At 71.5% G+C, this 14,126-nt stretch carries 9 protein-coding genes; 4 read left to right on the top strand and 5 right to left on the bottom strand.

Annotated elements, in window-relative coordinates; genetic code table 11:
* Positions 1-183: 183 nt before the first annotated feature.
* From F0L68_RS25025 to F0L68_RS25015, 3 genes are all read right to left on the bottom strand, one after another.
* Positions 184-2,313: an AfsR/SARP family transcriptional regulator gene (locus F0L68_RS25025; RefSeq protein ID WP_223199113.1), complete on the bottom strand. Its 2,130-nt coding sequence runs from the start codon at positions 2,311-2,313 to the stop codon at positions 184-186.
* Between the two features lie 368 nt (positions 2,314-2,681).
* Positions 2,682-3,968, bottom strand: coding sequence for an alpha/beta hydrolase family protein (locus tag F0L68_RS25020; protein ID WP_223199109.1), 1,287 nt, complete (start codon positions 3,966-3,968; stop codon positions 2,682-2,684).
* Between the two features lie 262 nt (positions 3,969-4,230).
* Positions 4,231-5,223, bottom strand: a complete 993-nt coding sequence (locus F0L68_RS25015; RefSeq protein WP_223199112.1) for a sigma-70 family RNA polymerase sigma factor — start codon at positions 5,221-5,223, stop codon at positions 4,231-4,233.
* A 146-nt stretch (positions 5,224-5,369) separates the two neighbouring features.
* On the opposite strand from F0L68_RS25015, the gene F0L68_RS25010 reads away from it, so the two are divergent.
* Positions 5,370-5,978, top strand: coding sequence for a DinB family protein (locus F0L68_RS25010; protein ID WP_149852240.1), 609 nt, complete (start codon positions 5,370-5,372; stop codon positions 5,976-5,978).
* Between the two features lie 92 nt (positions 5,979-6,070).
* Here the strand turns inward: F0L68_RS25010 and F0L68_RS25005 are convergent, their stop codons facing one another.
* Positions 6,071-6,316 (bottom strand): LapA family protein, encoded by a 246-nt coding sequence (locus F0L68_RS25005; protein WP_149852239.1) that lies wholly within the window; start codon positions 6,314-6,316, stop codon positions 6,071-6,073.
* Positions 6,317-6,462: 146 nt separating this feature from the next.
* A complete protein-coding gene (locus F0L68_RS25000; RefSeq protein WP_149852238.1) occupies positions 6,463-9,039 on the bottom strand; it encodes an alpha-N-acetylglucosaminidase in 2,577 nt (858 codons plus the stop codon).
* 280 nt (positions 9,040-9,319) lie between these two features.
* Between F0L68_RS25000 and F0L68_RS24995 the strand changes: the two genes are divergently transcribed.
* The 3 genes from F0L68_RS24995 (at position 9,320) to F0L68_RS24985 (ending at position 14,007) form a co-directional block, all read left to right on the top strand.
* Positions 9,320-10,468 carry an NAD(P)/FAD-dependent oxidoreductase gene (locus F0L68_RS24995; protein ID WP_149852237.1) on the top strand — a complete coding sequence of 383 codons (1,149 nt, stop codon included), beginning with the start codon at positions 9,320-9,322 and terminating at the stop codon, positions 10,466-10,468.
* Positions 10,465-11,355, top strand: a complete 891-nt coding sequence (locus F0L68_RS24990; RefSeq protein WP_149852236.1) for an RNA polymerase sigma-70 factor — start codon at positions 10,465-10,467, stop codon at positions 11,353-11,355. The genes F0L68_RS24995 and F0L68_RS24990 overlap by 4 nt, the downstream gene beginning before the upstream one ends.
* 81 nt (positions 11,356-11,436) lie before the next feature.
* Entirely contained in the window at positions 11,437-14,007 is a 2,571-nt protein-coding gene (locus F0L68_RS24985; protein ID WP_149852235.1) for an ABC transporter substrate-binding protein, read from the top strand.
* The last annotated feature ends 119 nt before the right edge of the window (positions 14,008-14,126 follow it).

Genomic DNA, 14,126 nt, shown 5'->3' with positions numbered 1-14,126 from the left:
CTGGTTTAGCTTGGCGCGCCAAGGGGTTGCGATATGGCGGAAATATAGAAGTCGACCACGGCGAGTTCACGAATGTGTGCCGCGACTACCGTGCGCGATGCGGCCGGGCCGATGCACCGCGCGGGGTTGCCCGCGCGGTGCTCAAGATCACCAACGGGCAACCCGCCGCCCGGTTCTCGGCTCTCAGACCTGGACGGCCGTGGTCGGACACCATCCGGCGAGCCTGCGGTCCGGTCTGAACAGCCCGGCCAACACGTCGGCGAACTCGCCGGCCACCGTGTCCGGGCCGCAGCGGGCGGCGAGATCCCGCGCGGCGAGCAGGTTGGCCCGCTCGACGTCCAGCCAGGCCGTGGCGTCCGCGCCTCGGGTGAACACCGCCTTCGGCGGGCTGTCGCCGGTGCGGGGCTTGGGCAACCGGAGGAACTCGGGCGACAGGAACGCCAGGGCGGCCTTGGCGGTGTGCAGGTACCAGCCGACCAGGCGGCGCACGGCGGACTCTCGATCGGGTTGGCTGTCCTCGATTCTGACCCGTTCGAGGGCGTAGCGGTGCAGCAACTCGTGCAGCCGGAACCGATCCCGCCCGACGTGCTCGACGAGATGCGCGTTGGCGAGCTGGTCGAGCTGGCGGACGGCCTGCGCGACCGTGCCGCCGGCGAGTTTCGCGGCGGCGTCGGCGGAGAACTCGGGGCCCGGCAACAACCCCAGCCGCCGGAACAGCTGGCGGGCCTCCAACCGCAGCCCCCGGTACGAGCCGTCGAACGCGGCCCGCACGACCGGCTTCTCCTCGTCGAGCGCGCCGAGCGCGGCGAGCTGGTTCCCGTCGGTCATCCTGCCGACGACGTCGGAGATCCGCCCGCCGGGACGCGCCGCGAGGTTGGCCGCGACCATCCGCAGCGCCAACGGCAACTGGCCGCAGAGCCGCGCGAGTTCCGCCAGGGCACGGGGTTCCTCCTCGGCGCGGCGCGCGCCGAGCACGCAGGCGAGCAGCTCCGCCGACGCCGATGGGGTGAGCGTGTCGAGCGGCAGCTGGTGTGCATCCTCGTGCGCGACCAGGCCGTCCAACCGGTTCCGGCTGGTGACCAGCACGACGCTGCCTGGCGTGCCGGGCAGCAGCGGCCGGACCTGTTCGCCGGTCGCGGCGTTGTCCAACACGATCAGCAGCTGCCGGCCGGCCACCAGCGACCGGTACATGGCGGCGCGTTCCGGTAGCTCGACCGGAATCTGACCCGCGGGCACGCCGAGCGCGCGCAGGAACTGGCCGAGCGCCTCACTCGGGTGCAGCGGCGCGCCGCTCGAGTCGAAGCCGCGCAGGTCGAGGTAGAGCTGGCCGTCCGGACATCGGTCGACCACGCGGTGCCCGAAGTACACGGCGAGCGCGGTCTTGCCGACGCCCGCCATGCCGCTGATCACCGAGATCGGTACCGCAGCCTGCTTGGCGCGGTCCCGCCGGTCGAACAGCGCGTCGAGCGCCGCGAGTTCCCTGTCCCTGCCGACGATCCGGCCGAGGCCGCCGGGCAGCTGCCTTGGCACGATCGACACGGGTTGCTGGGTAGCGACACCGGGCTCCGGCCCGGCCGCGAGGGCGACGTCGGTGTCCAGGATCTGTTGGTGCAGGCTCTCCAGCTCGGGGCCGGGCCCGATGCCGAGCTCGTCGACGAGCCTCCGGTGGATCTTGCGGAAGACCTCCAGCGCCTCGGCCTGCCGGCCGCACCGGTACAGGGCCAGCATCAGCATGCCGGCGAGCTGTTCCCGCAGCGGATGCTCGGCGGCCAGCTCGACCAGCTTGCTCAGCGCGTAGCTGTGCCGGCCGAGCCGCAGGTCGAGGTGGATGCGTTCCTCGATCGCGGCGAGGCGCTCGTCGGCAAGGCCGGAGCGGATCCGGTCGAGCACCGGGCTGGCCGGGGCGCCGACCAACGCGGGCCCGTGCCACAGGTCGAGCGCGCCGCGCAACAGCTCGCTCGCCCTGGTGTCGTCGTCGACCGACCGCGCCTCGGCCACCAACTGGCGGAACAGGTGCAGGTCGACCAGCTGCGGATCGACGTCGAGCTGGTAGCCCTGCCCGCAGGTCACCAGCGTCGCCTCGGGAAGCTCGGCGAGCGCCCTGCGCAGCCCGGAAACGTAGACGTGCACGGCGGTTCGCGCGGACCGGGGCGGGGTCGAACCCCACAGCAGGTCAACGAGCCTGCGCACGGTGACGACCTGGCCTGCCTCCAGCAACAGCCCCGCGAGCACGCTGCGTTGTTTCGGCGCGCCAAGCGAGATCGCGCCGTTCCTCCCCCTTACCTCGATACGTCCAAGAACTCTGAAAACCACCCCAGCGGTCACGGAGGCGCCCCCAAGCACCGAATGTTCGTGTTCGGACAGTCTGTATGCGCGGGCACACCACGCGTCAACCGCGACCGGGCTACTTGGTTCTTTGTCATACTTTTGCTGGACTGTTCAGCGCAGTTAACTTGCGACGAACGGCCCAATCGGATCCGATATGGCGGCCGATCGGGTCAACCTCGTCGCCCTATGGTGAAGCACAGGCCACCCCTAGGGGTGCGACCCGACGGATCGGCGGACGTCGGTGTGTTCCCTGATGCGTCGGTGCCACGTGATCACACAGTGTGATTACTCGACGAGGTCATGCGGCGGGCCGGATCCGCGCTCCGGCCCGCCGCGTGTCGCCGGGACTGGACTCAGGCCACGAAGGTGACCTGCGGGTACCGCGAGGACGGCCCGTCGAGCAGGTGACCGGCCCTGTGCCGGAGGAACCGGTCGAAGAACGCGCGGAGGTACGCGGTCTCGGCGCCGGTGGCCTGCGCCGCCGGGATCGTGCCGATGATGTGCTCGACGCGGTCGGCCGGCAGCTGGAACGGCCCGGCCAGCTGCGACACGACCGTCTCCATGTCGGTGTAGCTGTAGTGCCGGGAACCCTGCAACAGCACGTTGAGCTTCCAGCCGCGCTGGTTGGCCCAGAAGTCCACCCAGGACTGGTCGGCGGGATTGCGGACGGTGTGGTCGACGACGTCGTTCCGGCCGTCGGGGCTCTGCTGGCTGCCCATCAGCATGAACGGCCGGTCCAGCCCGTGCTTGACCACCTCGCCGGGCTGGTAGTTGGCGCCGAGCGCGTACGCCATGACGCCGTCCAGCGTGACACCGGCGCGGATGCGCTGGTCGTTGTACATCGACTCACCGGTGGTGAAACCGCCGCAGGAGTGGCCGAACATGCCGATGTCGGACAGGTCGAGGGAGCCGCGCAGGCCCTTGGGCAGTTGGCGGTGCTCGGCGTCCGGGTTGTCGCCGGCACCGAGCGCGTCGAGCTGGTCCAGCACGAAGTGGACGTCGGCCAGCCGCGCGTCGAAGGCGGTCTTGAAGAACTCCGGGGTCCGCTGGAACGGGACGGCCGGTTCGACGCGGCCGCCGGGGAACTCGACCGCGGCCGCCTCGAAGGTGTGGTCGACCGTGATCACCAGGTAGCCGCGGCTCGCCAGCTCCTCGGCCACCCCGGTTTCCAGCTCCCTCGGGCTGCCCATACCGGGGGAGTACAGCAGCACCGGCAGCCCGCCGGCCCGCCTGGCGACCGGCGCGCCGACGTGCCCGTGGCTGCGCGCGCCGACCCAGTCGACCCCGCCGGCGGGGACGCCGATGTCGGGCTGCGCGAACCGGCCGGCGAGGTAGGGCGCCACCCCGGCCGGCAGCCACGGCGCGAGCGGGTAGCGGTCGGCGTCGCGGGCCGGGTACCAGGCGGAGACCATCAGTTCCCGCTGGTGGTCCGGCTTCCACGGGTCTCTTCGGGACGGGTCGACCAGGTGTAACTCGGTCGTCCCCACCTGATGGTGTCCGGTGGGGGCCGGTAGCGTCAGCGTGACCGGGGTGGCCGCCGCCGCAGGGGCCGTGGCACCGGCGGGACCGGCGAACAGCAGCGTGGACACGAGCGAGAGCAGCACGATCGGAACGGCTCGCCGTTTTCCGTGTGGGAACAAGGAATTCTCCTCTGCGTCGAGATGCCAGGAGCGCCAGCCGCCGTCGGGTCGCGCGGGCGTGCCGGGGAGACGCTGGGACGCGCCGTCGCGCGCGGCAGCCGCCGTCGACGTTGCCTGGCAGGGACGTGGTGCGGTCCGGAGTGGATCATGAAAAACCCGGTGCTGCGAGACTGTTGTGTCAGGGTCTATATCTGCCCTATACCGTCGCCGACGGTAAATCGCCTGGTCACAGCGCGTTTGACTACTTCGACAGTGGCAACTTTCAGGCGAGCGAGGCGGGCAGCCCGAAATGCGTGAAGTGCTCCGCGCCGAGGAACGAGGTGAGTTCGGCGATGCGCCCGCCGCGCAGCGTCAGCACGGTGATCGACCACGCGAGGTGCGCGCCGTCGCCGTCGTTGCAGAGGTAGAACGCCACGGCAGGCTGGCCGTTGGCGCTGATGGCGAGGTGTTGCCAGGAACCGCACGCGGTCAACGGGACCCGCTCGGCGAAGTCCCTGACCGCGTCGACGCCGCGATACCAGTGCGCCAGCGGCGGCATCGACCAGGTGACGTCCTCCGTCAGCAGCGCGACCAGCGCGTCCGCGTCGCCGCGCGCCATCGCGGCGGCGTACTCGGCGACGACCTCCCGCAGCCGTGCGTCGTCGATCTCCCGCAGCGTCCGCTGTTGGGTGCTGGCGGGGATCTTCTCGGCGACGATCCGGCGGGCCCGCTGGAGGGCGCTGTTCACCGACGCGACGGTGGTGTCCATCGTGGCGGCGATCTCCGCTGCGGAGAAGCCGAGGACCTCGAACAGCAGCAGCGCCGCCCGCTGGTTGCCAGGCAGGTGTTGCAGGGCGGCGACGAACGCCAGTTCGACGGCCTCCCGCTGCTCGTAGCGCGCGGCAGGGCCGGCCAGCTCGTGCGCGAGGCCGGCATCGGGATACGGCCCGAGCCAGGCGATCTCGCCGCGCGGCGGGTTGTCGAGCACGACGCGGTCGCTGGCCGGGCCGAGGTCGACGGGCATGGCGCGCCTGCCCCTGGTCGCGACGGCGTCGAGGCAGGCGTGCGTGGCCACGGTGTGCAGCCACGAGCGCAGCGAGCTGCGTCCCTCGAAGCGTGCGAGCCCCCGCCACGCCCGCAGCAGGGTGTCCTGGAGCGCGTCGTCGGCGTCGTACGCGGAGCCGAGCATGCGGTAGCAGTGCGCGTGCAGCTCCCGGCGCAGCGGCCCGACCAGGCGGGCGAACGCCGCGTCGTCGCCGCCGCGCGCCAGGTCCAGGTCGACGTCCTCGGCGCGGTCCTCGGTGTGGTCCGCAGCCGAACTCGCGGCCGGCGAAGAAAACTCCGTCACGAGCGATGAGTCTGCCGCACGGCGGGAGTCTCCACCTCGACAGAACCAACCACCGCAAGGGAGACAGGCTCGCGATGACCGAAGCAGACCAGAAGGCCGACCTGCGCCGCTATCTCCAGCTGGCCCGCGACGCCGTGCTGTGGAAGCTCGACGGACTCTCGGAGTACGACGTCCGCCGGCCGCTGACGCCGACCGGCACCAACCTGCTCGGGTTGGTCAAGCACCTGAGCACCGTCGAGCTGCTCTACCTCGGCTTCGTGTTCGGCCGGCACTTCGCCGAGCAGGTGCCGTGGTTCCGCCCGGACCTCGGGCCCAACGGCCTGGAACCCAACACCGACCTGTGGGCGACCGCGACGGAGTCCCGTGAGGACATCCTCGGCGTGTACCGACGGGCGTGCGCCCACGCGGACGCCACGATCGAGGCGCTCGACCTCGACGCGACCGGCCGCGTGCCGTGGTGGCCGGAGCGGGACGGGGCGGCGACGCTGCACCGGGTCCTCGCCCACCTGATCGCCGAGACCCATCGGCACGCCGGGCACGCCGACATCGTCCGCGAGCTGGTGGACGGGGCCGCCGGGTGGCAGGCGGCCGCCGACTTCCTGCCGCCGAGGGACCAGGCGGACTGGGCGAGGCATCGGGACCGGATCGAGCAGGCGGCCCGCGAGGCGGGCGGGATCGGCTGAACCGCGTCAACGACGGGGAAACGCCGGCGCGCCACCGGGCACTCGCCCGGTCGGCGCTGCCGGCGCGATCGGCCGCAGCCTCGGTTCGGGTGCTAACTGCGGCGGTGCATCAGCGTCCCGATCAGCACGCCGACCGCGAGCGCGATGGTCAGCAGCAGCCAGATCGGCATGGTCACCGTCAACATGAACACGTGGACGCTGGCGTTCTCGTAGTTCTGGAGCACGAACGTCACCGCTGCGGCGAAGATGACGATCGCGGCCCACTGGCGCGCGGAGATCGCGCCGAGCCAACCACGGATACCGCTCTTCCTCGGTGCGCTTTCCTGAGCCACGGTCATGCTCCGTCCTGTGCCGGAAGTCCATAGTGGACAGGGCGTTGATGGTAGGGCACCGTGCTCGGGTCACTCACGCGGTCGCGCCGCGCGAAGTTCACTCGTTCGGGTGGGGTCCCGGACTTCGGCTCGGCGGCGCGGCCCGGCCTCCGTCAGCTCGGCAGCCGCCAGACCTGGTTCGCGGTGCCGGTGCAGGTCCAGACGATCAGCGGGGTGTGGTCGGCCGACGACCCGCCCGACGCGTCGAGGCACAGGGCGGACTTGGTGTTGCGCAGCGTGCCGTTCGGCTGCGCGGCCCAGGACTGCGCCGGTGTCCCGTTGCACTGGTACAGCTGCACGGTCGTGCCGGCGGTGGTCGCGCCACCGCGCACGTCCATGCACGAGCCGAGCGCCCGCACCGTGCCGTCGCCCGGCAACGTCCATGCCTGCGCCGCGGTCCCGTTGCAGCCGTACAGCTGCAACGGGGTGGAGTCCGAGGAACTGCCGTTGGTGACGTCGACGCACGCCCCGCCGATGCCGGTGACCGGCCCGGTCGGCGCCAGCGCGGCGACCGCCGAGGCCAGCGCGACCGGGTCGCCGGAGGGCGTGACCGGGTAGCTGGTGGTCTGGTGCGCCCAGGCGTCCTCGAAGGCGAACCAGTCGATCGCGGCCGGGGTGGTGTGGTTGACCAGCGCGGTGTCCAGGCTGGCGAAGTAGGCGTCCCACCGCTTCGCGTACAGGCCGCCGACCAGGCCGGACCACTCCCGGTTCGCGTAGTCGTGCAGGCCGGTCTCGCTGCCGGACCGCGCGCCCCAGGTGGTCAGGATCGAGCGCGCGTCGTACTCGAGCTGGTCCCGTTCCGCCGGGGTCGCGCCCTGGCCGCGCGCGGCGGCCAGCCACGGACCGAGCAGGAAGCGGCGGTCGCTGCCGACGACCTGGTCCAGCAACGCCTCCTCGCGCGCCCACTCGCCGACCAGCGCGCGGAACCTGGTCAGGTCGCCGGCCGTGTACGCGGCGCTGATCAGCGGGAGCAGCGTCCTGCTGCGGTTCGCGAGCGCCTGCCGTGCCGTGTCCACCAGGTCGAATCGGTACGCGTCGGTGCCGCGCAGGCCGGGCGCGACCGCCAGCAGCCGCCGGAGCGCGGCCGTCACCGTGCCGGGGTCGTACCGCAACGAGGTCGGGCTCCAGGCGGCGGCGCTGCCGACGGTCAGCGCGGGTCGCGCGCTGAACAGCGAGTCCTGCGGTTCGCTCCAGGCGCCCGACGGCATGCTGTACGGGCCGCGCCGCAGCTGGTCCCAGGCCGCCGCGGCCGACGGATCCGCGCCGCCGTACCGCCTGGCCGCGTAGTCCGCGAACCAGCGCGCCTGGTCCACCTGGCCTGGCTGCCAGGCCAGGTCGGCGAGCAGCTCGAACGCGGCCGGGTTGCCGCCGGTGCCCTCCGGCAGGTACGCGATGCCGGCCAGCGCGCTGTGCGGCTTGGTGAGCCACTGCCGGAACCTGGTCACCCACACCCCGGTGTTCGCGCCGATCGTGGTGTGGCCGCCGAAGTTCGGGATGCTGCCGAACGCGTAAGGCGTGTCCTGCCAGGTGGTCTCGCGGTCCAGGTTGTCGTACCGATCGGAAAGGCCGTCCACGATCAGCATTCCCGTTCTGTCCACTCCGGACAGCAGGGCAGCGGAGGGATTGTTCTGCCAGCCGAGGATCGCCCAGGTGGCGCCGGGATGCGCGGCCACCAGCGCCTGCTGCACGGCGTGCGCGGCGCTGCCGACATCGACCTGACCCGGGTTTCCGCCCTCGTGCAGCAGGTCCATCTTGTACATCCCGCTGTCGCCGAAGTCGGCGCGCTGCGCCGCGTAGTAGGCCGCCGCGACCCTGGCGAACACCGGGTTGGTCGGGTCGAGCCAGTCGGGGCGGGCGAACCCGGCCCAGTCGCCCTGTGGCACCACGTTCGCGCCGGGGTTGCGGCCGGCGAACCCCGGCGGCACGGTCCCGAAGTAGCCGGGCAGCACGGGTGTCATGCCGAGCGCGCGGAGCTGGCCGGTCACCCGCGCGCCGAGCGCCCCGCGCGCGGCGACGAGCTGGTCGGACTCCGGGCCGCCGAAGCCGCTCAGGTTCTGGAGCAGCCACCACGGCTGGTGCGCCGGCGCGGGGAACCAGCCGCGCAGCTCGGCCCCGGTGTAGCCGAAGCGCTGGAATGCCTGGTAGTAGGGGAGTTCCGCGCCGACCTGGACGAACACCTCGTTGATTCCGTGCAGCGCCAACAGGTCGATCTCGCGCTGGTAGGAGGCGAAGTCCCGGTACGGGCCCGAATAGCCGTCGTCGGTGTCGTTGAGCGCGTACCGGTGCGCCACCGCCGAGGTCAGCGTCACGGGCGCGGGCACCGCGGGCAGGGTCGCGGGCAGCCGGCCGAGGCTGTCGCCGGTCAGCCCGACGTCGACCATGGCCACGTGCGCCAGGTACCAGCCGACCCCGGCCAGCAGCGTCGCGGGCGAGGTGCCGGCGACCCGGACGGCGCCGGCCGCACCGGACACCGAGTAGCTGTCCTGTCTGCCGGTGCGCGCCGCCGGCACCAGGGTGATCTGCCCGGCCTGCGCCGCCGGCAGCAGTCGTTGCAGGCTCGCCACCGCGGGCGCGGTGTCGAACACCGCCGCCGTCGCCGAGGCCGGGCCGGCGATCGCGGTCAGGGCCGGAACCAGCGACGCCACCGCCACCGCGCTCACGCGCAGGCGCCACCGAGAGCTCGCGAACATCGACTCACCTCGCACTCGGCGAGGCCGGCGAGACCCCGCACGTGGTCTGCTTCACCAGTAGTGAATCGTCACTGCGTGAAGCCTGTCAACTACTGCGCGAGAACAAAGTCAATGAGTCTCTTTCGCGCAATGGTGTGGACCAACCGCGCCCGGCTTCGGTCGCCGCGGTCGAGGCCAGCGAGCCCCGACATGACCCAGCACACAGCGGCTTCCTGTCACGGTCGCGGCCCGCCCGGTGTCTCAGGGTCGACCGGACGGAACGGCGGAAGGAAGACCCGTGATGACTGAGCGCGCGCGGATCGTGGTGGTCGGAGCCGGCTACGCCGGGGTGATGGCGGCGAACCGGATCGCGGCGCGGAGTCGCGACGTCGAGGTGACCGTGGTGAACCCGCGCCCCGAGTTCGTCGAGCGGATCCGGCTGCACCAGTACGTGGCCGGCACCGCGCGGGCCGTCGTCCCGCTGGCCGGTGTCCTGCGTCGCGAGGTCCGCCTGCGGGTGGCGACCGTGGACGTGATTGCGGAGCGGTCGATCCGGTTGGCCGACGGCGAAGTCCTGGAGTTCGACCACCTCGTGTACGCGGTGGGCAGCCGGTCCGGCCGCCGGATGGGCGGCGGCGCCAACGCCGTTGGCGATCTCGGTGCGGCGCACCAGCTGCGCGAGCGCGTCCTGGCCCTGCCGCAGGGCGCGCGGGTCGTCGTGGTCGGTGGCGGGTTGACCGGTGTCGAGACGTCGGCGGAGCTCGCCGAGCGGTTCCCCGCGCTGCGGGTGGAGCTGGTCTCGCCGATGGTCGCGCCGAGCCTGCCCTCGCACACCCGCGCTCGCGTCGAGCGGACGCTGACCCGCCTCGGTGTGGCGATCCGTGCCGCCACCGCGACCTCGGTCCACGCCGATCGGGTCGACACCGACGGCGGTGTCCTCTCGAGCGACTGCACGATCTGGGCCGGGCCGTTCGAGGTGCCCGATCTCGCGCTGCGCAGCGGTCTTCCGGTCGACGAGCAGGGCAGGCTGCGCACGGACGAGACGCTCGCGTGCGTCGGTCACCCGAGGATCGTCGGCGTCGGCGACGCGGTCGCGCCGCCGACGAGCGTGGCCGGACACCTCAGGATGAGCTGCCAGGCGGCGATCCCGCTCGGCGCGCACGGCGCGGACACCGTGCTGGCCCTGATCCGGGGCGAGGAGCCGACGCCGCTGTCGATCGGGCTCGTCGGGCAGGCGGTGGGCCTTGGGCGCCGCGCCGCGATAATCCAGGCCGCCCGCGCGGACGACAGCCCGCGCGGGGCCGTGCTGTCCGGCCGGCCCGCCGCCCTGGTCAAGGAGCTCGTCTGCCGATCGACGGTACTGTCGATCAAGAGCATGCCCGCCGCCTACCGGTGGTCGTCGGGTCCCACACCGACGCGGGTCGACAGGGAGGAAGCGGCGGTTCGATGACACTCGACGCGGTCTTCGCCGAGTACCGGTCGCTGCTGTTCACCATCGCGTACGAGATCCTCGGCAGCGCGACCGACGCCGAGGACGTGGTGCAGGACAGCTACCTGCGCCTGCGCGACACCGACTTCGGTGAGGTGACGCACCCGCGCGCGTACCTCGTGCAGGTGGTCACCAGGCAGTCGCTCAACCAGCTTCGCGCGGCCCGCAGGCGGCGGGAGGACTACGTCGGCACGTGGCTTCCCGAGCCCGTCCGCACCGAGTCCGACACCAGCGACGACGCGGTCCTCGCCGAGTCGGTGTCGATGGCGATGCTGCTGGTCCTTGAGACGCTTGGCCCGAACGAGCGGGTGGTGTTCGTGCTGAGCGAGGTGTTCGGCTTCAGCCACCCGGAGATCGCGGCCATGGTCGGCAAGTCTGACGCCACCGTCCGGCAGATCGCCCATCGCGCCAGGTCGCACGTGCACGCCAGGCGGAAGCGTTTCGAACCCGACCGGCAGACCAGTCGGTCCGTCGTCGGCAGGTTCCTGCTCGCGGCCAGGACCGGCGATGTCAAGGCGCTCATGGACGTGCTGGCCCCCGACGTCGTCCAGCTCGCCGACGGCGGCGGCCGGGTGGCCGCGGCGCGGTGGCCGATCACGGGTCGCGAACCGGTCGCGAAGTACCTCACCGGGCTCGCCAGGAACGGCCTGTCGGAGTGGGACACCCAGCTGGCCACCTACAACGCGCTGCCCGCCGTGCTGTTGAGCGTCGACGGCAGGCTCGACTCGATCCTCATGTTCGACATCCGCGACGGCCTCGTGCACCGGCTCTACGCCGTCCGCAACCCCGACAAGCTGCGTTCGGCCGACGAACACCGCCCACTCACGCGAGCAGTGGAATCGGTCTAGTACGCCGATCGGGGTTTCTCGATCGGGCAGCCGACGACCTCCTACGCTCCCGCCGGCCACAGCAATCACGGAGGTTGTGTCGTGCCGGAGAAACCCGACACCGCGGTCGCGCTCACCCATCGGGCGCTTGGCATCCGCGAGTCCGACCCCGAGCGGGCGCGCGAGCTGCTCGGGGTCGCGTTGGCGTTGGACGAGGAGTACGAGCCCGCCTGGCGTTGGCTTGCCGAGTTAGTCGATGACGCCGGTGCGCGGCTGTTCTGCCTGGACAGGGCGTACGCGATCAAGGCCGAGCCGGCCACGGCACGCGCGCGCAGGGCCCTTGGCAGGGTGACCCCGCGGCCTCCTGCCGAGGTCGCCGACCTGATCGAACCGGAGCGGCCGGCTGCCGACTCCGGCGCCGGCGCGGGACGGACCACCCGGCGGAGGTGGATCTGGCCGGTCGCGGGCGCGGCGGTGGTCGCCATGTGCGTGCTGCTGGGCGCGGTGGCGGGGTTCGGGAGCACGCGGGTCGAGCCGGTCTACGTGGCGCTGGTGGCCGGGATGAGCGGGGACAACGCGTTGGCGTCCTCGCACATGGAGCGGGCCGTGCGGATGCACCTGGACAGCGTGAACGCCGCGGGCGGGATCGTTGGGCACCCGGTCGAACTGCTCGTCTACGACGACGAGAGCAGGGCGGACAAGGCGGTCGCCATCGCGAAGGACATCGTCCGGGACAACAAGGTGCTCTACGTCGTCGGGCACGGCACCAGCGACACCGCGCTCGCGGCGGCGCCGATCTACCAGCAGGCCAAGATCCCGGCCATCACCCCGTCGGCCAGTTCGGCCAGGATCACCGACGGCAGCGGGTGGTACTTCCGCAGCATGTTCGGCAACCGGACCCAGAGCGACTTCCTGTCCGTCTATGCCTCGCGCGTGCTGGGCTCGACGACTGCGGCCGTGGTCTACGACGAGGACGAGGACGGGCGATCCGCCCACGAGACCTTCCGCGAATCCTTCGGCGCGTTCGGCCGGGTGACCGCCGACCTCCCGATCGCCGCCGAGCCCGGCCGCACGGCCGCCTCGGTCGACGCCGCGGTCGAGGCCCTGCGGACGCACAGCCCGACCGCGCCCATCGTGTTGGCGCTGAAGGAGAAGACCGGTCTCGCGGTGATCGACGGGCTGCGGTCGGCCGGTGTCACGGCGCCCGTCCTGGGAACCTCGGCGCTCAGTTCCATCGCGTTCCACGACTCGTTGCTCAGGGCGGAGGCGGACCGGAAGCGGCCGGGATCGCTCACCGCCAACCTGTTCATGGGGACGCCCATGGCCCAGGACTCGTTGTCCGGTCCGGCGCAGATCTGGGCGGACGCCTACGAACACCGGTACGGGGAACGGCCGCTGTGGCAGGCCGCGACGGCCCGTCAGGCGGTCAAGGTCGGGCTGCACGCGATGGAGATCGGCGGCCTCGGCTTCGACGGGCTTCATCGGGCGGAGGACCGGCAGCGGGTGCGCGACGCGCTGGCATCGTTGAAGGACAGGAAGAACGCCTTCCCCGCGCTGTTGGGGCCGTTGTACTTCAACGCGAACGGGTCCGCGCAGATGGCGGTGTCGATGGTGACCAGTGACGGGGTCCGATTCGTCTCGGCTCCGGTGCAGTTCACGATCTACGAGCCGCCGAGCGGCGATGCGCTGAAGGACGGGCTGGCCAAGGGGAGCGTCATCGCGGTCGCGGGCCGATACCTGAGTCGCCGCCAGGTGGTCGGCACCGGCATCAACCTCAACGAGATCCGCGATCTCGACACCACGACGGGAACCTACTTCGTCGACTTCTTCGTGTGGCTGAAGTACAGCGGTGACGACGTGGCCGCCGACGTGCAGTTCGTCAACGCGGTCAAGCCCGACCTGAAGCTGGGCGAGCCGCTGCGCAACGTCACGGAGAACGGGCACACCTACCGGCTCTACCGGGTGGCCGACCGCTTCAAGGGCAGCCTCGAGTTCCGCGACTTCCCGTTCGACCGCCAGCGGCTCACGGTCCTGTTGCAGAACCGGACACAGACCGCCGACCAGGTGTCGTACGTGACCGACAAGGAGATCCTGGACCAGGATCCGAGCGAGTACCTGCGCAGCGGCGCCGACGCCGACGCCGACATCAACCGGATCCCGAACTGGATCGCCTCCTCGGTCCACTTCTTCCGGCAGACGGTCGGCAGCAGCGACGCGCTCGGCGACGGCAAGGCCACTGGCACCGCGACCGGCATCTACTACAGCCAGTACGCCGGCGAGATCGAGATCCAGCGGGACGTCCTCCCGTTCCTGATCAAGAACCTGCTGCCGCTGGTGCTGCTCGTCTGCGTCGCCTACCTGACGTTGTTCTTCAGGGCATCCGACAGCGGGGCGCCGGTGTCGATGGGCGTCACCGCGATCCTCAGCACCGCGGTCCTGCTCAACAACGTGACCTCCCAGCTCCCGTCGGTCAGTTACATCGTGGCGCTGGAATGGGGCTACTACGCGTTCATCCTGCTCGCCGCCATGTGTGTGCTGGTCGCGATGCTGCGTAAACGCTTCGCCAGCACGAAACGCGACGCCGCGGAGCGAGCCCTGAGCCGGGCGGCCCGCATCGGCTACCCGGCCTTCCTCCTCGCCGTCGTCGCCGTGTTCGTGGTCGCCTACGGCTGACCCGGCACGATCACCGACCGTGGCGACACAGGGTGGTTCACGCGGTCAGGTTCACTCGAAAGTGATCGTGCCGGCCATGGGTGACGGAGCGTGTCCCGTGACAGAATCCGCGTCGCGCA

It is taken from the genome of Solihabitans fulvus (assembly GCF_008386585.1).
Taxonomy (GTDB): domain Bacteria; phylum Actinomycetota; class Actinomycetes; order Mycobacteriales; family Pseudonocardiaceae; genus Solihabitans; species Solihabitans fulvus.
This window is presented reverse-complemented; position numbering and strand designations above follow the sequence as displayed.

Coding starts and splice junctions, on each gene's coding strand:
- F0L68_RS25010 (WP_149852240.1), top strand. CDS start 5,370: ATGACCGAAGCAGACCAGAAGGCCGACCTGCGCCGCTATCTCCAGCTG.
- F0L68_RS25005 (WP_149852239.1), bottom strand. CDS start 6,316: ATGACCGTGGCTCAGGAAAGCGCACCGAGGAAGAGCGGTATCCGTGGT.
- F0L68_RS25000 (WP_149852238.1), bottom strand. CDS start 9,039: ATGTTCGCGAGCTCTCGGTGGCGCCTGCGCGTGAGCGCGGTGGCGGTG.
- F0L68_RS24995 (WP_149852237.1), top strand. CDS start 9,320: ATGACTGAGCGCGCGCGGATCGTGGTGGTCGGAGCCGGCTACGCCGGG.
- F0L68_RS24990 (WP_149852236.1), top strand. CDS start 10,465: ATGACACTCGACGCGGTCTTCGCCGAGTACCGGTCGCTGCTGTTCACC.